This window comes from Hyphomicrobium sp. GJ21, from assembly GCF_001006785.1.
Classification (GTDB): domain Bacteria; phylum Pseudomonadota; class Alphaproteobacteria; order Rhizobiales; family Hyphomicrobiaceae; genus Hyphomicrobium_B.
Genome location: NZ_CDHO01000001.1, coordinates 1 through 20,752, shown reverse-complemented (window position 1 = coordinate 20,752; position 20,752 = coordinate 1). Strand labels below are relative to the sequence as shown.

General features: G+C 61.8%; 16 protein-coding genes. 8 read left to right on the top strand and 8 right to left on the bottom strand.

The window, feature by feature from the left end; genetic code table 11:
• Nucleotides 1–30 precede the first annotated feature (30 nt).
• From HYPGJ_RS00080 to HYPGJ_RS00070, 3 genes are all read left to right on the top strand, one after another.
• Nucleotides 31–1,194: a malate--CoA ligase subunit beta gene (locus HYPGJ_RS00080; protein ID WP_013217106.1), complete on the top strand. Its 1,164-nt coding sequence runs from the start codon at nucleotides 31–33 to the stop codon at nucleotides 1,192–1,194.
• 18 nt (nucleotides 1,195–1,212) lie between these two features.
• Complete coding sequence (sucD, locus tag HYPGJ_RS00075) at nucleotides 1,213–2,112, top strand: succinate--CoA ligase subunit alpha (protein ID WP_013217105.1); 900 nt, start codon at nucleotides 1,213–1,215, stop codon at nucleotides 2,110–2,112.
• Nucleotides 2,113–2,218: 106 nt separating this feature from the next.
• The gene (locus HYPGJ_RS00070; RefSeq protein ID WP_046845340.1) at nucleotides 2,219–5,074 is read left to right on the top strand and encodes a phosphoenolpyruvate carboxylase; all 2,856 of its coding nucleotides are present in this window, start codon (nucleotides 2,219–2,221) and stop codon (nucleotides 5,072–5,074) included.
• Nucleotides 5,075–5,093: 19 nt separating this feature from the next.
• Here HYPGJ_RS00070 and prmB read toward each other — a convergent pair whose 3' ends face one another.
• The 7 genes from prmB to HYPGJ_RS00035 all read right to left on the bottom strand — a co-directional run bounded on the left by prmB (nucleotide 5,094) and on the right by HYPGJ_RS00035 (nucleotide 15,334).
• A complete protein-coding gene (gene prmB / locus HYPGJ_RS00065) occupies nucleotides 5,094–6,041 on the bottom strand; it encodes a 50S ribosomal protein L3 N(5)-glutamine methyltransferase (RefSeq protein ID WP_046845339.1) in 948 nt (315 codons plus the stop codon).
• Nucleotides 6,042–6,064: 23 nt separating this feature from the next.
• Nucleotides 6,065–7,207: a fatty acid desaturase gene (locus HYPGJ_RS00060; protein WP_052750740.1), complete on the bottom strand. Its 1,143-nt coding sequence runs from the start codon at nucleotides 7,205–7,207 to the stop codon at nucleotides 6,065–6,067.
• Between the two features lie 187 nt (nucleotides 7,208–7,394).
• Nucleotides 7,395–8,690, bottom strand: coding sequence for a DUF2541 family protein (locus HYPGJ_RS00055; RefSeq protein ID WP_046845338.1), 1,296 nt, complete (start codon nucleotides 8,688–8,690; stop codon nucleotides 7,395–7,397).
• A 504-nt stretch (nucleotides 8,691–9,194) separates the two neighbouring features.
• Nucleotides 9,195–10,355 carry a thermonuclease family protein gene (locus tag HYPGJ_RS00050; protein WP_046845337.1) on the bottom strand — a complete coding sequence of 387 codons (1,161 nt, stop codon included), beginning with the start codon at nucleotides 10,353–10,355 and terminating at the stop codon, nucleotides 9,195–9,197.
• Nucleotides 10,356–10,483: 128 nt separating this feature from the next.
• Nucleotides 10,484–11,500, bottom strand: a complete 1,017-nt coding sequence (cydB, locus tag HYPGJ_RS00045; RefSeq protein ID WP_046845336.1) for a cytochrome d ubiquinol oxidase subunit II — start codon at nucleotides 11,498–11,500, stop codon at nucleotides 10,484–10,486.
• A 4-nt stretch (nucleotides 11,501–11,504) separates the two neighbouring features.
• Nucleotides 11,505–12,908 (bottom strand): cytochrome ubiquinol oxidase subunit I, encoded by a 1,404-nt coding sequence (locus tag HYPGJ_RS00040; protein WP_046845335.1) that lies wholly within the window; start codon nucleotides 12,906–12,908, stop codon nucleotides 11,505–11,507.
• A gap of 92 nt (nucleotides 12,909–13,000) precedes the next feature.
• On the bottom strand, nucleotides 13,001–15,334 hold the full coding sequence (locus HYPGJ_RS00035; RefSeq protein WP_046845334.1) for a serine/threonine-protein kinase: 2,334 nt from the start codon (nucleotides 15,332–15,334) through the stop codon (nucleotides 13,001–13,003).
• Nucleotides 15,335–15,567: 233 nt separating this feature from the next.
• On the opposite strand from HYPGJ_RS00035, the gene HYPGJ_RS00030 reads away from it, so the two are divergent.
• From HYPGJ_RS00030 to HYPGJ_RS00020, 3 genes are all read left to right on the top strand, one after another.
• Nucleotides 15,568–16,218, top strand: a complete 651-nt coding sequence (locus HYPGJ_RS00030; RefSeq protein ID WP_046845333.1) for an FHA domain-containing protein — start codon at nucleotides 15,568–15,570, stop codon at nucleotides 16,216–16,218.
• Between the two features lie 101 nt (nucleotides 16,219–16,319).
• A complete protein-coding gene (locus tag HYPGJ_RS00025; RefSeq protein ID WP_046845332.1) occupies nucleotides 16,320–17,111 on the top strand; it encodes an FHA domain-containing protein in 792 nt (263 codons plus the stop codon).
• Nucleotides 17,083–17,907, top strand: coding sequence for a protein phosphatase 2C domain-containing protein (locus HYPGJ_RS00020; RefSeq protein WP_244465954.1), 825 nt, complete (start codon nucleotides 17,083–17,085; stop codon nucleotides 17,905–17,907). Before HYPGJ_RS00025 ends, HYPGJ_RS00020 begins: the two co-directional genes overlap by 29 nt.
• Before the next feature lie 15 nt (nucleotides 17,908–17,922).
• On the opposite strand, the gene HYPGJ_RS00015 is transcribed toward HYPGJ_RS00020, so the two are convergent.
• A complete protein-coding gene (locus tag HYPGJ_RS00015) occupies nucleotides 17,923–18,639 on the bottom strand; it encodes a hypothetical protein (protein ID WP_046845330.1) in 717 nt (238 codons plus the stop codon).
• A 220-nt stretch (nucleotides 18,640–18,859) separates the two neighbouring features.
• Here HYPGJ_RS00015 and HYPGJ_RS00010 point away from each other — a divergent pair, with 220 nt between their 5' ends.
• Together HYPGJ_RS00010 and HYPGJ_RS00005 are read left to right on the top strand one after the other, a co-directional pair.
• Nucleotides 18,860–19,342: a VOC family protein gene (locus HYPGJ_RS00010; protein ID WP_046845329.1), complete on the top strand. Its 483-nt coding sequence runs from the start codon at nucleotides 18,860–18,862 to the stop codon at nucleotides 19,340–19,342.
• Nucleotides 19,343–19,745: 403 nt separating this feature from the next.
• On the top strand, nucleotides 19,746–20,752 hold a 1,007-nt coding region (locus tag HYPGJ_RS00005), incomplete at its 3' end, for a formate--tetrahydrofolate ligase (RefSeq protein ID WP_046845754.1).

Below are 20,752 nucleotides of genomic sequence, written 5' to 3'. Positions count from 1 at the left end.
GACAAGCCCAATCCCGAGGAGTCCAAAAACATGGACATTCATGAATACCAGGCCAAAGAGCTTCTTGCGAAGTTCGGCGTGCCGATCGCCCGCGGCGGACTTGCCTACAGCCCTGAACAGGCCACCTATCGCGCCAGCGAGCTTGGCGGCACGGTCGTCGTCAAGGCGCAGATTCACTCCGGCGCACGCGGCAAAGCCGGCGGCGTCAAAGTCTGCAAGACGGAAAAGGAAATCGAGGATGCAGCCGAGTTCATGCTCGGCCGCAAGCTCGTCACGCATCAGACGGGATCGGCCGGCAAGCTGGTCTCGCGCCTCTACATCGAAGAAGCGACGAATATCGATCGCGAAATCTATCTCGGTTTCGTGATGGACCGCGCTTCCGAGCGCATCGTCGTCGTGGCCTCGGCCGCGGGCGGCATGGACATCGAGGAAATCTCGGCGTCGCAGCCCGACACGATCATCCGCGTCGCGGTCGACCCGGCGGTCGGCATGCAGCAGTTCCAGGCACGTGAACTGGCATTCGGACTTGGCGTCGATCCTGAGATCGTCAACAAGCTCGTGCCCGCGATCATGGGCTGCTATCGCGCCTTCCGCGATCTCGATGCGATGATGGTTGAAATCAACCCGCTCGTCATCACCAAGGAAAAGCAGGTCGTTGCGCTCGACGCCAAGATGTCGTTCGACGACAACGCGCTGTTCCGTCGTCCGCACATCGCCGAGCTGCGCGACAAGAGCCAGGAAGATCCGCGCGAAACCTACGCGTCGGATCGTGGTCTCTCGTACGTCGGCCTCGACGGCGACATCGGCTGCATCGTCAACGGTGCCGGCCTCGCGATGGCGACGCTCGACATGATCAAGCTTGCGGGCGGCGAGCCTGCGAACTTCCTCGACATCGGCGGCGGCGCCTCTCCCGAGCGCGTCACCAAGTCGTTCAAGGCGGTTCTGCGCGACAAGAACGTCAAGGCCATCCTGGTCAACGTCTTCGCCGGCATCAACCGTTGCGACTGGGTTGCCAAGGGTGTCGTCGACGCCGTCAAGGAACTCGATATCAAGCTGCCGATCGTCGTCCGCCTCGCAGGCACCAACGTCGAAGAAGGCCGCAAGATCATCGACAACAGCGGCCTGACGGTCATCAGCGCGGAAACTCTCGCCGATGCTGCCAAGCAGGCGGTCGAAGCGGCCAAAAAAGCCTAAGCCCGGAGAAACGTACCAATGGCAATCTTTATCAATGAAAAGACGCCGATCCTGATCCAGGGCTTCACCGGTCGCATCGGCACGTTCCACGCCCAGGAAATGATCGACTACGGCTCCAACGTCGTTGGCGGCGTGACGCCCGGTAAAGGCGGCACCTCGCATCTCGGCCGTCCGGTGTTCAACACCGTCAAGGGCGCCGTCGACGAGACGGGCGCTGAAGCCTCCATCGTGTTCGTGCCGCCGCCGTTCGCGGCTGATGCGATCATGGAAGCGGCCGACGCTGGGATCAAATACTGCGTCTGCATCACGGACGGCATTCCTGCCCAGGATATGATCCGCGTGAAGCGCTACATGCGCCGCTACAAGAAAGAAGCGCGCATGATCCTGACCGGCCCGAACTGCGCCGGCACGATCTCGCCAGGCAAGGCGATGCTCGGCATCATGCCGGGACACATCTACCTTCCGGGCCGCGTCGGCATCGTCGGACGTTCCGGCACGCTCGGCTACGAAGCTGCTGCGCAGCTCAAGGCCCTTGGCATCGGCGTCTCGACGTCGGTTGGCATCGGCGGCGACCCGATCAACGGCTCGTCGCATCGTGACGTCCTCGAGCACTTCGAGAACGATCCCGAGACCGACGCCATCCTGATGATCGGCGAAATCGGTGGTCCGCAGGAAGCCGAAGCCGGCCTCTTCGCCAAAGAGCACATGAAGAAGCCTGTCATCGCCTACATCGCCGGTCTGTCGGCGCCGAAGGGCCGCCGCATGGGCCACGCTGGCGCCATCGTTTCGGCATTCGGCGAGTCGGCTGCTGAGAAGGTCGAGATCCTGAAGGGCTGCGGCGTCGCCATCGCGCCGACGCCGTCGGAAATGGGCTCGACCGTCGCGCAGGTTCTCGGCAAGCAGAAAAAAGTTGCCTGAACTCCGCGAAGACCGGGGCGGCCGCTCCGCTCCGGTCTTTGCACACTGAGCCAAATGATCTTACGTTTTGAACGCGGTCCCGCTCCGGGAACGCGGAGGCTTGTGGATGCAGGATACGACGCGCGTGGAACATTCAGCTGAACTCGACGAACTCGCGCTGATCGAAGAGTTGAAGCGTCTAAGGACGCAAATCCCCGACAATCCCTCGCTCAATCCAATTCTCAACGTCGCCTTTGATCTGTCGCGGCGTCTTGAATCGCAGGCGATCACCTTCGACGCCGTCAAGAATCTCGCCGCCCGCCTGATGGACCGCGCCTGTGTGCGCCGCGCTCGACGGTTGCGTGACAAGGTCGGCTACGTCGACCAGTCGTCGACGCTGAAGGATTTTACAGCCTACGTCGAAAAGACGGCGAACGAAGCGGCGGGCTCGATTGAAGCCTTCGCGCAGCGCTGGTCGCGCGCGCGTACCGGCATCGTCATGACCGCGCACCCGACCTTCGGACTCTCCGATGCGCTCTATCGCCGGATGGTCGAGATCGCCGTCGCCGACCCGTCGGCCAAAGAAGTTCAGATCGGTATTCCGCATCGCCCCGAGGAAACGCTGACGCTGCAGCACGAGCACAAGTGCGTGCAGGAGGCGATCCGCAATCTGCGCAACGCTTATGAAGAGCTGCTGCATGCGTTCTTCAGCGTCTCGTCGCAGAAGTTCGGCGAGGCCGCATTCAAGCTGCGTCCGAAGCTCGCGACGATGGCGTCGTGGGTCGGCTACGACCTCGACGGCCGCAACGATATTTCCTGGACGTTCTCGTTCCACGTGCGCCTGCTCGAAAAGCGCGCCGCTCTCGCCGACATTCGCGAGCGTTTCGTCGTCCTGAAGCACAAGCTCGACGACGCCGACGGCCCGCAGCGCATCGCACGCCAGATCGTCGGCAAGCTCGATCTCGGCATTGCCGCGGTCGACGAGCAGATCAAGGCGATCGAGCAGTTCGAGAACGACCACGACTATCTCTCGAAAGCAGCCAACGTCATCACCAAGTCGGACGGCTACAACCTGCTGACGGTCGAGCCGCTGCAGACGCTGTTCGAACAGCTGATCGATTCCGTCGAAGCTCCGCAGGTGAAGCGCGCTATCGCGGCGCTCTCGGGCCTCGTCGCCGCGACCGGACTCGGCACGTCGCACATTCACCTTCGCATCAACGCGCTGCAATTGAACAACGCCTTCCGCGCTTACGTCCACGAACCCTGGACGCGCGATCTGACTGAGCGTCAATCGCTGGCGCGCATTGTCGATATGATCAAGAATTGCCCGCAGGAAACGGTCAACTTCTCGACGCTCGATCTCGAGACCGCGACGGCCATCCGTCAGTTCGCATTGACCGCGCAAATTCAGAAGCATGTCGACCGCGAAACGCCGATCCGCTTCCTGATCGCCGAGGCGGAATCGCCCGCAACGATCCTGATCGCAGTCTTCTTTGCGAAGCTCTTCGGCGTCGATCACATCACCGATATTTCGCCGTTGTTCGAAACGCCGTCGGGCCTCGAGAACGGCGCGCGCATCATGGAGCGCCTCGTCGAAGAGGACACCTATCGCGATTACGTTCAGGGCCGGAAGCGTCTGAGCATCCAGACCGGCTTCTCGGATGCCGGCCGCTTCATCGGTCAAATTCCTGCGACGCTGGCGATCGAGCGCTACTACGACAGTCTGTCGGCGCTGGTCGCGAAGGCGAAGCTGCAGAACGTCGAGACGCTGATCTTCTCGACGCACGGCGAGTCGATGGGGCGCGGTGCACATCCGGGCGACCTGCATCAGCGCCTGCATTATCTGATGACGGACGAGTCGCGCCGCCGCTTCGCCGACGCCAAAATTCCGGTGAAGCACGAAACGAGCTTCCAGGGCGGCGACGGTTACATGACCTTCGGCAATCGCGCTTTGACCACGCGCGCCTTGGCGACGGTCGTCATGGACGGCGAGATCCCGGAAGAGACGATCGATCCGTTCTACACTGAGCAGAACTTCAACCTCGACTTCTTCCTCCGCCTGCGAGCCTTCCAGCAGAAGCTGTTCGCGCACGACGGCTATCGCGCCGTGCTTGGCGCGTTCGGCGCGAACCTGCTGTTCAAGACGGGCTCGCGGCCGGTGAAGCGCCAGGGCGAGCATACGTCCGATCGTGGCAACCCGGCGCGCATGCGTGCGATCCCGAACAATGCGATCCTGCAGCAGTTCGGGTATCTCGCGAACGTCGTCGCGGGTCTCGGTATCGCCGTCGGCAGCGAGGTCGATCACTTCAACAAGCTTGCCCGTTCATCAAAGCGCCTGCAGTCGATACTGGCGATGGTCGCGCACGCCAAGACCATCTCGAGCCTCAACGCGATGGGCGCCAACGCCAAGATCTTCGACGCTGGGTTCTGGGCGGCGCGCGCCTCATGGGGCCGCGAGCAGGCTTTGAACTCTGCATTCCGCACGCTGGCGACGCATCTCTTGCCCGACGATCGCGAAAGCGACATCGCGGAGCTCGTGCACCTTCTGCGTCTCGATGCGATCGATCTTCACGCCATCCTCACCGACCTCAACATCGAGGACGGCATGACGCCGGACGAGAACCGTCTGGAACTCGATCTGCTGCAAGCCATCCGTCTCGCGGTGATGATGCGCATCTTCATCCTCGCGGCGCAGCTCCCGCGCTTCACCCCGCAGGATGGCCTGTCGCATACGCAAGTTCTCGAAATGGCGCTCGGCCTCGATATTCCCGACGTGCTCGCGGTGTTGCGCAAGGCGTTCCCGCACTCGAACCGCACGATCGACGAGAAGAACGAGTTCAACGAGCCGGCAAGCTATCGTCCGCGCGGTGTGAATGACTATGGACGCCTCGAAACCGAAATCCTGACGCCGATGGAAAATTCGTACGAGTTCGTGCGTGAGATCGGCACCGGCATCTCGCATCACTTCGGCGCCTTCGGCTGACCCGAGACGCGATTGCGCGTTAGCTGCTTTTTCTGGCGCGGCGGCCCTGGTCGCCGCGCTTTTGTTTGAAGTCGCTGGCGTTCAGCGCAAACACTTCGCCTTCGCTCGTTTCGGTGTCGAGCCAGAGAAACGGCAGGTCCGGACGTGCGGCTTCGAGCGCGTCCTGCCCGGTGCCGATTTCGACGATCAGATTGCCGTGCGGTTCGAGGCGTTCGCCGGCGCCGTCGAGGATGCGCTTGACGAGATCGAGTCCGTCAATGCCGCCGAGATGCGCAAGCTGCGGCTCGGCCTGATATTCGGGCGCAAAAGCTTCAACCTCGGCAGCCGCAACGTAAGGCGGGTTCGAGATGATGAGATCATAGGAACCGGCGGGAAGCCCGTCGAACAGGTCCGCCTTGAACGTGCGTACACGTTGATCCAGGCCGTAGTCGCGAATGTTGCGCGCGGCAACCGCGAGCGCGTCATCGGAAATATCGCTCGCGTGGATTTCGGCGTTCGGAAATGCTTCCGCCGCGAGGATCGCAATGCAACCAGAGCCGGTGCAAAGATCGAGCACCCGTCCGACTTCGGCCGCGTCCGGCACGATCGATCCAAGGCCATCGCGCGCAATGAGTTCGGCAATGAATGACCGCGGTATGATCACGCGTTCGTCGACGTAGAACTTGCGCCCCTGAATGTAGGCGGAGTTCGTCAGGTAGGCTGAGGGTTTGCGCGTCTCGATGCGGCGTCCGATGATGTCGCTGAGCGCGGATCGTTCATCCCGCGTCAGGCGGCAGTCGAGCCACGGATTGATGTCGTCGATCGGCAGCGCAAGCGTCGAAAGAATGAGAAATGCCGCCTCGTCGACAGCGGTCTCCGTCCCATGTCCGAACACGAGACCGGCGCGCGTCATCGCGGTCACGGCGTACCGCAGCCAATCCCGGATCGAAATGAGATCGTCTGTCGGCTGTGGGGCGCGGTCGGTCATGACATCCCGTGCCGGATAACCCGTTACCGCGTTGCCGGCAGCTCATCGAACCGGATCAGCCGGCGCTCGGTTTCGTCCCAGAGTTTGAGACGCGCGCATCTGAGGCTATCGCGCAAGGACAGCTGATTGATCGACTGCAATTCCGGGCTAGCGTTCAGGCACGCCATCAGGCGGTAGTTCGGAATCATGCTGTTCAGGTGATGAATGTGGTGCAGGCCGATATTGCCGGTGAACCAGTTCAGCACGCGCGGCAGCTTGTAGTAGGACGACCCAAGCAGCGCCGCGACCTGGAAGTCCCAGCCCTCGGCTTTATCCCAGGTCGTCTCCTCGAATTGATGCTGGATGAAGAACAGCCATCCGCCGGCGGCCGACGCGACGTGCAGCACCGGCAGGCCGACCCACAGCACGTTGCTCCATCCGAAAAAGTAGAACAGCGGCGCGTAGAACAGCACGAGACCGATATTCAGCCCGAGCACGCTGCGCCAGGTCTGGCTCGGCGGCAGCGCATGCATCCACGGTAAGCGCTGCAGAATGACGAAGTAAGCGGGCACGCCGATGCCGAACAGGAAAAGCGGATTGCGGTAGAGGCGGTAGCGCAATCTCTGCAGCAGCGGCAGTGCCAGATATTCGCTGACGGTGAACGTGTCGATATCGCCCGCGCCGCGCCGGTCGAGGTTGCCCGACGTCGCGTGATGCTGGGCATGTTCGCGCCGCCATAGCCCGTATGGGGCGAACGTCAGCACGCTCATGCAGCGTCCGACGAAATCATTGACGGGACGCGACGCGAAGAACGAGCCGTGTCCGCAATCGTGCTGGATGATGAAAGCGCGCACGAGAAGCCCTGCGGCAGGCAGCGCAAGAAGCAGCGTCGCCCAATAGGCATGCTCGACGGTCGCGAACATGGCCCCGATCACGAGGACGAGCGGCACCAGCGTTGTGACGAGCTGCTGGATTGCGAGTCGCGGCACCGAGCCACGATAGGTTTGACAATGAGCCGCCAGCCGGCGCACGCGCTGCTTCTGGCTTTCCGGCATGACGTCCGGAACCACCGCGCCCAGTCGCGCTCCGTGTGGATCGAGTTCGGCACGGCTTTCCGCGCGCAGCGGCTGCTTGAGGCTCAGGTTCAAGACGTAGGTCCCCCCAAAGTGGATCGGAAAGTCGTCCACTCGTAGATGTCGGGTAGCATATTCATCCAATGTCGCAAAACAGCGTTGACGTTGCGATCAGAAAAATTGCGTGCGTTTCCATCCACGAACCTGACCGTGGGCTCCAGTTTGCAGCTGCAAAAAAAAGGGAGCCGATCGTGACCGGCTCCCTCAATAGCGATTTTATGTCTTTTATGTGAGCATGGCCTTAGTGCTGGCCCCAGATCTCGACGATCGCCGAACCCTTGCCTTTGGCGGAGGAGTCGAAGAAGCGAGAGCGGTATTTGGCTTCGATGTGGTCGATCGGCTGGCGGCGCTGAGCGCCGAGGTCGATCGGTCCATAGGTGCCGCCCGCGTCGACGCGCGTCCGGATCGGAACCGTCTCATCGGAACCGTCGGTGTAGACGACTTTGATCTCGTTAAGGGTAATCGCACGGTCGCGCGCCGTCACACGAAGCCGCCGGAACCCGCCTTCGTTGCTGGCGACCGGAATGATGTCCTTGTCGAAGCCGACGAAGCCGGCCGTCTGGGCGCCAAGCAGCAGCCAGCCTTGATTGTACTTGCGTCCTTCACCGTTGGCTCCAAGCCAGCCCGCAGCATAGCGGCCGAAGATTTCGATGCGCGCCTGTCCGTTGAAATTCGGGCGCGAGCGATAAACGAGCTGGATTTCCTTGATGAAGCGGTCGCCACGCAGATCGATCCAGTTCGTGCGCGAGTTTTTGGGAATGTCGGCATTGACGGCCAGCGCATCGCTCTCGCCGTTGTTGTAGACGACCTTCATCTCGCTGATGTGGATGTCGTTATCGAGAACGCGCAGGCGAATTTTCGCGAACTTGCCCACCTCGTTGCCGACGCGGATGACGTCGCGGTCGGTCAGGAAGCCGACGTATTGCGCGCCGAACAGCACGTCGCCGCCGGCTGTCGCTTGGCCAGGAGTCGCCGGAGTGGCAACCGGCACCGTCGGACGGGCGCCGAGATCATCGCCGCGATCCCGGCGGCTGGACACCAGATGCTCGGAGCGATCGCGATTGTCCGAATATCGCCCGTCATCGCCGCCAGCGCGGTCCATGCGGCGGCCTTCGCGGTCTTGAATGCCGATGATCTGCAGGCGGCCGCGTCCGTATCCCGGCTCCTGCGTGATCTTGATCTGATCGATGAAGCGGCTCTCGTACGTCGGATTGATCGGACGGCTCCGCTCGCCCCAGTACATGTCGATCTGACGGTCCTCGCTCCAGACCGTTCCGTCGCTGTAGACGATTTCGACGCGGCGGATGTCGAAGAGCTTGCCCATCGAGTTCTTGATGCGAATGCCTTTGTAGGCGCCCTTCGCCTGACGCACGTCGATCGTATAGCGGTCGAGCGAAAGATCGACGTCCGACTCGGCAATGACGATGAGCTGATTGTTGTGATGCTGGTGGTAACGATGCCAGCGTCGCGCATCGGCGCTCGACAACATCCCCATCGCCAGGACTGCGGATAGCCCCAGTACCAGTCTACGAAACATAACTTGACCCCTCTGGTTCCTAAACGCCCGTGCCCCGATCGCGCGGGCACTTTAGCGTCGAAGAGTCAAAATGGCAGCGGGCCGAAGCCATTTCCCTGTTGCCACTACGCGTTCCGCCGCTCGATGGTGTGAATCTGCAACACAGACTTTATACCCGCGCGCCGGGGACTTAGGGCGCGCCACTCATTTCCCTTGAGAGCCGCGCGCGGCTCTTCGCGGGGCCTGGATGGCCTTCGCGTGAGGAGTCCAGCGCGGGAAGGAAAGCGATTCCAAGGGATCAAAAGACGACGTTGCAGTTTTGCCAGAGGCGCGGGCAAAACAGAGAAGTCTTGACTTAAAAGTACGAATCAGTTCCGGCGACAGCTTGAATTCTGCCGCCATATCAGGATTTAGTGGGCGAGATAGAGCTTTCGCCGTCCCATTCCCTTTTGGCGCCGGTTCTACGTTTGACGCCCACGGTCTTCCCCCGACCGTGGGCTTTTTGTTTTGGGCAGCCACCGTCGCTCACGAACGGCTGGAGAGCTGAAAGCCGGCGGCCTTCGCTTCGTCCTCGCTGCAGAACCAGCGTTCGCCCCTGTTGGTACGAACTTTCGCGCGCTCATAATCGGCAGACCACGGCAGCGTATACAGTTTGGATGACGCCCGCACGAAACCTTTGATCGGGCAGCCGTCGGGCGCTCCGCGCTTGGCGTCCTGCCATTGCTGATCCCGCCATTCCTGCGGCCGCTGGATTTCGCCTTGCCAGATACCCTTCTTCGCGGACCGTGCCGCCTCTTCCTCGCTGCCGAGCGAACTTAAGAACGAGCTGACGGCAAAAACGTAGCCATTGCGGACCAATTCTGCCGCCAGGTCAGCCTCGCCAACGGTGCATTGCGCGGAGACATAGCCGCTCGCGTCCTGCCCCGAGCCGGATGGCGTGCAGGTGATGCGTCGCCCGCGAACGACGTGCGCAAGCCCGGATTTCGCCGCCGCCGCACAATTCCAACGCCGGCCATCGGCGCGATAGCAAGGCTGGCGCGATTCCGGCGCCTCGACGTTGGCGATGCGCACCAGCGCGCCGTCGAGGCGCATCAGGTTGCCCGCAATCGCGATCGCGCGGCCCGACAACTCGGTACTCACCGAAACCTGTGACGGACGATCTGGAGAATATTCCGCGACGGCAATGCCATCGGCACTCCGGAGCATTGGACCGCCGAAATAAATCAGCCCGAGAGCCGCCGCCGCGCCTGCGATATGGCGAGGCTTGACCGGCGATCGCCGCGCGATGTCCGGCAGAAGACTTGCCTTCGAGCGCACCGCATCCGCCGGCCGTTTCAAGGCGTCGCCGAACGCGATGCCGAAACGCCCGGCAAGAGCGCGAAACGCATCGGCGATGACCGCGAACAAAAACTTCGACCAGCGCGTCACGAGATGAAATGCGGCCGCCGCAAAATCGAGAAGCGCTTCGACGATGATCGAAAGAAGCTTTGAGAACTGCGAACCGACGAACGATGCGCTGGCGCGGCCCGCTTCGGCTCCGGCATCGGCGGCATTCTTGACTTTCTCGACAGCCGCAAGCCGGGCATCTTCGATACGCCGCTGGCGATCGGCGCGCCGCACCAGAACGGTCGTGCGCACGTATTCCCGCCATTCGAAGCCTTCGCTGCGCCTGCGCCAGCCGAACATCCCGGCAATCCTCCCCACGCGATTCGCGTGCCAATATTTTGGAACGAAGTATGGCAGTCCTTTGTCGCGAGCGTGGATGCCCACATCCCGCGACGGATTGCGAACGGTTTTGCCGGGCTAACCCGGGATCAGTGGTAGCCTTCGCCGGCCCGTACTTTGCCGCGGAATGTCCAGTACACGAAAATCGTGTAGCTGAGAATGATCGGCAACATGATGAGCGTTCCGACGAGCATGAACAGCTGCGAGCTCGGTGCGGCCGCGGCCTCCCACACGGTCAGTGCGCCCGGTACGAGATAGGGCACGTTCGAAATCAACAGCCCGACAAAGCCCAGCAGGAACAGCGCGACAGCCGAGAGAAACGCTTCGGCGTCCTTGCCGATATTCTCGATGCCCTGCCAGCAGCGCCACGCAGCATAGAGCGACAGCAAAGGAACAGGCGCGAAGATCAGGAAATTCGGCCACGTGAACCAGCGCTCGGCGATGCGCGGCACCGAATACGGCGTCCACAGGCTGATGATCGCCATCGCGGCGAGCATGGCCAGCAGTGCGATCTTGGCGCTGTCGCGCGCCCACTCCTGCAGATCGCCGTCGGTCTTATAGATGAGCCACGTCGTCCCGAGCAGCGCGTAACCGACGAGCAGGCTAAGCCCGCAAAACAGCGAGAACGGCGTCAGCCAGTCGAACGTGCCGCCAGCGAAATGTCCGCCTTGGGTGGACAGCCCTTCCAGCAATCCGCCGAGCACGACGCCCTGCGCGAACGTCGCGACCACTGCACCCCACGAGAACGCGAGGTCCCAGAATTCCTGCCGCGGCTTCGCAACCCAGCGGAACTCGAACGCGACGCCGCGGAAGACGAGCGCCAGCAGCATCACGATGATCGGAATGTAGAGCCCCGACATCACGAGGGCGTAGGCCTTCGGAAACGCCGCCAGCAAACCGCCGCCGCCGAGCACCAGCCACGTCTGGTTGCCGTCCCAGAACGGCGCGATGGTGTTCATGATGACGTCGCGTTGGCTTTCGCGGCGTTCGAAGTGGAAGAGGATGCCGAGCCCGAGCCCGAACCCGTCCAGGATGACGTAAAGCGTCACGGCGGTCGCGAGGATTGCGGCCCAGATCAGCGGCAGCGCGTAAGCGAGCGTATCCATGATCCTAATCCTCCGATCCGAGCGCGCTTCTGGCCGCATCCTGCGCGGCTGCGATCGGACGCGCGCCGACGGAAGCGTTGCCTTCCGGCGCAATCGCCTTGCCTTCCGGCCCCTTATCGATCAGCCGATTGATGTAGAGAATGCCCATCGAGAACACGCTCGTATAGATGAGCACGAACAGGATGAGAGACGTCAGCACCGCGCCGAAGGCGACGGGCGACACCGCATCCATCGTCTTCAAAATTCCGTAGACGAGGTACGGCTGGCGGCCGGTCTCGGTCACCCACCATCCGCAGACGATCGCGATGAAACCGAGTGGCCACGCGTAGATGAGCGGCCTGAGATACCATTGCGCTGAAAACACTTTCCGACGCCACCACAGGAAAGCGCCGACGAAGCCGATCGCGATCAGCAGCATCCCGACGCCGACCATCACGCGGAACGCAAAGAAGACCGGCAGAATCGGCGGCCGTTCCTCGACTTTGAAATCCTTGAGCCCCTTGAAGAGCCCATCGTAGCTGTGCGTGATGATGAGGCTCGCGAGATGCGGAATTCCGATCTCGAAATGGTTCTTCTCGGCCTTTTCATCGGGCCACGCGAACAGCAGAAGCTCCCCCGGCTTGCTGCCGTCCCAATGTCCTTCCATCGCCGCGATTTTCGCTGGCTGATGTTCCGCCGTGTTGAGGCCGTGTGCGTCGCCGATCACAAGCTGCAGCGGCGCCAGGATCGCGACCATGCCGAGCCCCATGCGCACCATCGTCTTCGCTTCTTCGAGAAAGCGGCCCTGGACGAGGTAACGCGCGCCGACCGACAGCACGACGACCGATGTCGTCAGGTAGGCAGCGGTAAACATGTGCGCGAAGCGATAGGGGAAACTCGGATTGAAAACGATTTCGAACCAGCTGACGGGATAGACGATACCGTCCTTTATTTCGATGCCCGCCGGCGTCTGCATCCAGCTGTTGGCGGACAGAATCCAGAATGCGGAAAACGATGTGCCGACCGCGACGAGAACCGCCGACAGCACGTGCAGGTTCGGCGGCACGCGCTGCCAGCCGAACAGCATGATTCCGAGGAATGTCGCTTCGAGGAAGAACGCCGTCAGCACTTCATAGCCGAGCAGCGGTCCCATGATGTTTCCTGCGACGACCGAAAATTTCGCCCAGTTAGTGCCGAATTGGTAGGAAAGGACGATGCCGGAGACGACGCCCATCGCGAATGAAACGGCGAAAATTTTGGTCCAGAAGCGCGCCAGCCGGTGGAAGTGATCTTCGCCGGTCATCCGCCAGCGCACCAGCAGCGTCGCGATGAAGGCCGCTAGACCGATCGAGAAGCTCGGAAAGATGATGTGAAACGTAACCGTAAAGGCGAATTGGATACGTGCGAGCAGAATGGCATCGACGTCCATCAGCGGGGGTCCTCCGGCGACTCGATTGCGACGGCATCATGCCGCCAACCGTTCGCGCCGTCGAGGCTCCTGCCCATGTTTAGGATTGGGCTTTAGTTGCCCTGGGCGATTTGGGAATCCGGGAGCGACCAGAGCCGCACGGCGCCGTCTTGGCCGCCCGTCAATAAAGTGCGGCCGTCATTGGTAAACGCCACCGTTCTGGCCCCAGAAGCAAGTCCTGGCAAGGCGAGCAATTGACGCGAGCGCTTCAGACTTCTGATGCGCACGTTGCCGCCCTCGTCGGCGGACGCCAGCATGTCGTCGCCGTTTGCGAGCGCCAGCGACGTGATGCGTTTGTTCTGGCCTGCAAACGCGCGCTGAACTCTGTTGGAATTGACGGACAGCACTTTGATGGTGCCGTCGAGGCTGCCGACCGCCAGGGTCGCGCCATCGGGCGAAAACGCGAGGTTTGAAATAAAATCGGAATTATTGCGGTAGGTCCGCCGAGCGTCATGCGTTTCGACGTTCCAGATCTTGACGCTGCGATCGGCGCCGCCAGACGCGATCCATCGGCCCGAAGGATCGGCCGCGACCGCCTGCACCGCGTTCTCATGACCTTCGAGAATGGCGCTGGGCGCGCTTTCCGATGCCGTTTCCCAGATCGCCAGCATCCAGTCATGGCTCGCGGCGGCAACGCGATCCTCGGAGCCGACGAACGTCACGGACCAGATCCGCGCGTCATTGCGTTTGAAGCGATAAAGGCGGCGCTGGCTGTCGAGATCGTAGATCGCGACGGCGCCGTTGGCGTGCCCGGTGACGACGCGATTGTTGCGCACCGCGAACGATGTTGCCGGCCCATCTTCGAGCGCGACGACGCCTTTCAGCTGACGGGAATCGAACGACCAGATCTTGAGCTCGGGCTGATGCGAACTCGTGACCACCAACCGGCCGTCGCCACTCAGCGCCAGTTCTTCGATGGGCGCGTCGTGCGCCTTGATCTCCGCGATTTGCTTGAGCGCCGGTTCGGCCGTGGCGGATGTGCCGATCGCGCCAGTCGTTATTCGCGACTCTTGCACCCGCAGCACTTCCGGGATGCGATCGCTGAATGCGAAGCCGATGCCCGCGAGCGCCGCAGCAATGATGATCTTCGATTTGAGACCGCGCGTCAGCGGACGGCGGCCGACGTCCGGCTTCGGCCTGAGCTTGGATTTCGACCGCACTTTCTCCGGCGCGGGGCGCGGTGGAGGCGGCAGCGCAGCCGCTTTTTTCTCTGGCGCCTTCTTTTTCTCGGGCTTCGCCTTCTCCGGCTTTGCTTTCTCGGCGGCAGGCTTTTTCGCGGCCACCGGCTTTGCTGCCGGAGACGCGGGTGCGACCGGCGTGTTGGCCTCCGCAGGCTGCTTCAACGCGTCGAAGAAATCGAGAAGACCGCCCTTCGGACCCGGAGCATCCGGCGGCGGCGGAACCACCGTGTTCACGACAGCCTCGGCGGCTTGCTTTTCCTCGTCCTTGCGGCGATGAACTTCTGTCTTCTCTTTGAAGCGCTGGAAGATGCCGGGCTTCGGCGGCTCCGGAGCGAGCAGCGCGCCGCGCCAGGCTGCGACCGACTTCGGACGTCCGTCGACCGCGAGCGTCAGCGCCTGCTGGATGGCATCGAGAAATGTGCCGCGATATCCGCCGAGCGCCGCTTCGCGCACCGGCACCATCTCATCCTTCAGCATTCGTGACGGCGTGTCGGGAGGCCGCTTGCCGGTCACCGCATGATAGAGCGTCGCCGCGAACGCGTAGATATCTGTCCACGGACCTTGCTGGCGGCTCGTCTCCGCGTATTGCTCGTAGGGGCTGTAACCGGGCTTGACGAGAGCTGAGACTGTTTTCGTCTTCGAATGCGCGGCGATATCGCTACGGGCCGCGCCAAAATCGATGAGCACCGGATCGCCGCCGGTGCGAATGATGATGTTGTCGGGCGCGATGTCCCGATGCAGGAAGTCGGCGTTGTGAATGATCTCGAGCGCATCGAGCAGCGGTCCGACGATCGCATCGAGTTCTTTCTGGCGTGGCGCGCGGCCGAGATCCTTCAGCCACGTCTTGAGATTTTTTCCTTCCTCGAAGTGCAGTACCATGTAGGCGGTGTTGTTCGCGCGGAAGACGCGATGCACCTTGACGATATTGCTGTGATTGAACTTCGCGAGCGTCTGCGCCTCGTCGACGAAGCGGTCGAGGCCCCAATTGTAGTCGCTCGTCGAGCCTGCCGAGCGCGGCGTCGCCTCGAGGTTATCGGTCCGGCTCGCGAAATCGCTCGGAAAATATTCCTTGATGCTGACTTGCCGCGAGAGGTTCGGTTCTTCCGCGAGATACGTGACGCCGAACCCGCCCGCGCCGAGCACGCGCACGATTTTATAATCGCCCGCGAGTTCAGTTCCGTCAGGTAAAGCGACAAGCTGCGTCATGATCCCCACGCGCGATATCGCGCTTGCGGTTGTTATTTCCTGCGTGCTGGCGTCGTGGACGTCGAGAGACCAGCCCGGCTCCCTTGTCTCTGCTTCGCTCCCATGACGCAAGAATATGGCGTCTCGACGGGCGATGAACGCGGGATGAATAAATCTCTACGGTGTCGCTTTCCGGCCATGTTGCCGCCGCCATCCCTGCACCAGAGTGCATGAACGCGATTCGGGCTTAAATCATGAGATCGACGCAGGTGCGATCGGGCTTGTGGGCGATTGGAGCCGGTTCGGCTGTCGTCCTTTTACTCCTCTCGGCCCCTTCGGCTCAGCGGTTTGCGCCAGCATTTGTGTTTGATGCGAGCGCGCGGGGACTGCGTGCGACGAAAGCCGCGATCGTCGAAGGCTATCGCGTCGCTCCGGCGTTGATGCTGGGGCTCGGCCTCGCCATCGGCTTTCCGCTTCTGACCATCGCTTTTCGCGTTATCCGCGAAGTTCGCATGCCGGTCGATGCAACCCGCCTCTATCGCCCCGGTCACGACGACGTCGAGCCCGAATCCGAACTGGATGACGAAGCCATTCCGCACGCACACCAGCCATTTGTCGAGATCGCGTCACGCGGCAAGGGCGTGCGCTATGCGATTTCGGGCGACATGATCCGGATCGGGCGTGAGGATGACAACGACATTCGCATCGCGAGCAAGGCCGTTCACCGTTATCACGCCGCAATTTATCGCGAAGACTATAACGACTGGCACATCACCGATTTGTCGGGCGTCGAAAGCAATGGCCTGATCGTCAACGGACGGCGCTGCTGCGAAGCGCGCTTGCAGGACGGCGATCTGATTGAACTCGGGCCCGGCAAGCTGCGTTTTCGCTCCGGCTCCGCTTGAGCCGCTGGTTTCGGTCCCGTTCTGAGTTTCAGTTCTTGCGTTGAAGCACGAATTCCGCAGCACGGACATCACCGTGCGCGACCAACCATGAGGAGAGAAGCATGGCGATTGAGGGCGAAACGACAGCCGGACACGAAGCGAAAGCCGCAAAGGCCCACAAGTTCCTGGGCTCCCTGCGCGACGCCCTGATGGCGGCCGGCCGCGATGACGCTCCGATCGAAATGACGCCGAACGCACCCGCCGCCGCTGCCAAACCCGCTTCAGATGAAAAAGCCCCTCCGCCGCTGCCGCCCAAGCCCCAAAGCCTGAGCGCGGAAGAAGCGGCACGCCTGGCGCGTACGGCGCCCGAGCCGAAACCGGAAGCGGCCCAGCCGGCCGAAGCCGCGAAGGAGTCCGACGTCCCTCCGACCACACGCGTCGTCCGCCCCGAAGGCCGGGTAAAAAAGGTCGAGCCTGAACCCGAAGCCGAGGACGCACCTGCCCGCACCGTTCTGGTTCGCGGCCGCCGCCAGATCGAACGCGGCACTTTCGAGCGCGATCCGGTCGTCGGCTTCCTGATCGTCGTCGGCGGTCCGGGACTCGGCTCGTATCGCCCGATCTTCGAGGGCAACAACACCGTTGGACGCTCGAAAGACAACCGAATTCCCCTGGATTTCGGCGACGATGCCATTTCCAACGAAGCGCAGGCCTATTTGCGCTACGATTCGAGCGATCGGTCTTTCCTCTTTGTTCCAAACCTTGCTAAAACCAACGTCGTGTCCGTAAACGACAAGCGACCCGCAGGCCCCGTGCCATTGCAGCCAATGGACGTCATCACGTTCGGGCGTACGCAGGTCGCGTTCCTGCCGTTCTGCGGAAGCGAGTTTGACTGGTCCGAGATTTCCGAAGCCTAAGGATCGAATGCCGCCGTTCGAGCATGCAGTCGCCGCGACGCGCGGAGCCCGTGACTATCAGGAAGACTCCGCCGCCTTCCGTCCCGAGGGCGGCGAGCCCGTGGCGCTGGCGAGCGATGGTCCGAAATTCGATACCGCAGGATTCGCGGTTCTTGCAGATGGCATGGGCGGTCACACCGGAGGCGCGCTTGCGAGCCGCACCGTGTGCGAAGAATTCCTGGCGGCCGTCGGCGGCAACTCCGGCGCAGTGATCGATCGCATGATGGCGGCCTTGGAGGCCGCCAACGGCGCGCTTGCCACGAAGATTTCCGCGAACCCTCTGCTCGCAGGTATGGGATCGACGCTTGTCGGAACCGCATTCGGCCCGAAGGGCATCGAGTGGGTGAGCGTCGGCGACAGTCCGCTGTTCCTGTTCCGGCGCGGTGAGATCGCGCTGCTCAACGAAGATCATTCGCTCGCGCCCGAGCTTGATCGCATGGTCGCCGAAGGCAAGCTGACCGAAGTCGAAGCACGTCGCGATCCGCGCCGCCACATGCTGCGCTCAGCCGTAACCGGCGACGAAATCGACCTGCTCGATGTTTCGCAACGTCCCCTGGAACTCGAAGCGGGTGACTATGTCGTGCTCGCGAGCGACGGCATTGCGACGCTCGATCAGAATGAAATCGCGCGTGTCATTCGTGGCTATGCCGGCGATGGCGCCGCGGCTGTTGCGAAAGCTCTGATCCGCGCCGTCGAGCAGATGCGCGAGCCTTACCAGGATAACGCCACAGTTCTCGTCGTTCGCGCGCTGGGTTGAAAGGACGCGTACGCGCTATTGCGCGTCGGCGTCGCCGCTTTTCGCTGAGCGGCCGGTCGTCGAATACATGGCGATCGTGCCGTTCTGGAATGATCGCGCATCCCAAAATCTGAGTTCGGCTTTGTAGGAAACTTCAGTCGCTTGCGACGGCCACAGGCGATCGAGAAAACCGAAATCGTCCGCGCGCGCTTCGTCGATCTTGAGCTTGAACTCATAGATACCGGGCTCATGAATGAGCTGCTCCGGCTTTTCTTCCGGCGACTTCGGATAGAACAAAATCGATTCCGTCCGGCTTGCCTTTCCCGCGAGCGGTATAGGCGCGAAATGATCGAACCCTGCGCGCGCTTTATCCATCGTCCAGCGGCCTAAGTCGGCGGCATAGAAGTGTTTCGTTTCCTTGGTTTTCGGATTTGTTGCCGCGAGCTCCATCGAAAGGACGGTTCCCGTTCGTCCGCCGTCGTTCAGTAGCGTCACCGGAACTTCGATGACTTCGAAATTGCTGTTCTGATATGGCGAGCTGTATTGCGTGACCGGCGGGACGAATACTTTGATATCGGGAGCTTTGAGCGAGCTGTCCCACAAGCTATAGCCCGAAAAGATCAGCGCCAGAGCTGAGATGGCCGCAGCGAATTGTCCGCCGCTTCCGCCGGAAGATGCCGCGTGGCTGCCCGCTTCGATTGCAACCGCGGCGGGATCGTCTTCGCGCCTGCGCCGAAAGCTAAGCTGTGCCATGAGTATAATCCCCAACGTCGATGTGCGCTAACCCCAGGGAAAGGCAACCAGTCTCTGGGTTTTCAGTCAAGTGAGGTTGGCTGACACGCCGATGACGCCTTCCGCGTGAACAATAAATTTTCAGCATCGTGTCGGGATTCCGCATCGTCACACGTTCTGGAAGCAAACGGCTACACGCGCGTGTCCCGTACATGAAGCTGCAGGAGGAAGGACCCAAGCCATGGCCAATTCGAATGTGAAACCGATTCCGGAAGGCATGAGTACGGTAACGCCGCATATTGTGTGTGCGGGTGCGCTGGAAGCGATTGAATTCTATAAGAACGCATTTGGCGCGGTCGAGCTTGCGCGCCTTCTTATGCCAAACGGAGCGCTGCTGCACGCCGCTATTCGCATCGGCGATTCATGCGTAATGCTTGCGGAAGAAAATCCGCAATGGCGTTCATTCGGCCCGAAGTCGTTGAACGGAACGCCGGTCACGCTGCATCTCTATGTCGAAGACGCGGATAGCTTTGCTCAGAAAGCAGTCGACGCCGGAGCGAAACTGATAATGCCGGTCTCGGATGCGTTCTGGGGCGATCGCTATGGACAAGTTGAAGATCCTTTCGGCCACCGCTGGTCGATCGCAACGCATGTCCGGGACATGACAGCGGACGAGATCAGGAACGCGATTCCAGCGAACATGGACTGCGGCTCGCCATCGTAAGGCGGGCGGCATTTGAAAAGATCGAGTAACGAAAGTCGCAGCGAGATGGCTCTGCACGATCTCGCTGCGGCTCACGAAGTCGAAGGCGATCCTGCAAACAATGTCGTTGCCACAGCGCAGCATCCAGCCTCGATACGCTGCGAAAATCGGCGGGATTTCGCGCGCGAAAAACAGCATGCAAAAACGTGACTGTGTTTATAAGCGCGGCTTATGCGCCGGATTCGCGGAAAATCAGGCTCATCGCGTGATATCGGCCATATAATAGCCTTTCAGCTATATCGGATTTTTAGACGCAGGTCCTTGGCGCAATGCGCGCCGCAGTCCAATATCCGCCGCCCGAAAACCAATGCCGGGATCGCGAAAATTAGTTTCGCGAATTATTAGTTCCTTGGAGGAAGAGCCTGTGGCCGTGAAGTCCGATATCGAAGTTGCGCGCGAAGCCAAAACAAAGCCGATTGTGGATGTTGCTGCCAAAGTCGGCATCCCCGGAGACGCGCTGATCCCGTATGGCTGGACGAAGGCAAAAGTCTCCTCCGATTTCATCAATAAAGTTCAAGGCAACAAGAACGGCCACCTGATCCTCGTGACGGCGATCAGCCCGACGCCTGCGGGCGAAGGCAAGACGACGACGACGGTCGGCCTCGGCGACGGCCTGAACCGCATCGGCAAGAAGGCGATCATGGCCCTGCGCGAGCCGTCGCTCGGACCGTGCTTCGGCGTCAAGGGCGGCGCCGCCGGCGGCGGTTACGCCCAGGTCGTGCCGATGGAAGACATCAACCTGCATTTCACCGGCGACTTCCACGCCATCACCAGCGCCCACAACCTGCTTTCCGCGCTGATCGACAACCACATCTACTGGGGCAACGCCCTCGGCATCGACCAGCGCCGCGTCGGCTGGAAGCGCGTCCTCGACATGAACGATCGCGCGCTGCGCTCGATCGTCAACTCGCTGGGCGGCGTCTCGAACGGCTTCCCGCGTGAGGACGGCTTCGACATCACGGTTGCTTCCGAGGTCATGGCGATCCTCTGCTTGTCGAAGGATCTGAAGGACCTCGAAACCCGCCTCGGCAACATCATCGTCGGCTACACGCGCGACAAGAAGCCAGTCCGCGCCCGCGATCTCAAGGCCGATGGCGCCATGACGGTGCTCTTGAAAGACGCTCTGCAGCCGAACCTGGTGCAGACGCTCGAGAACAACCCCGTGTTCATTCACGGCGGTCCGTTCGCCAACATCGCCCACGGCTGCAACTCGGTGCTCGCGACGACGACGGCGCTGAAGCTCGCCGACTACGTCGTGACCGAAGCCGGCTTCGGTGCTGACCTCGGAGCCGAGAAGTTCTTCGACATCAAGTGCCGCAAGGCCGGCCTCGCGCCGTCGGCGGTCGTCATCGTCGCGACGGTGCGCGCGCT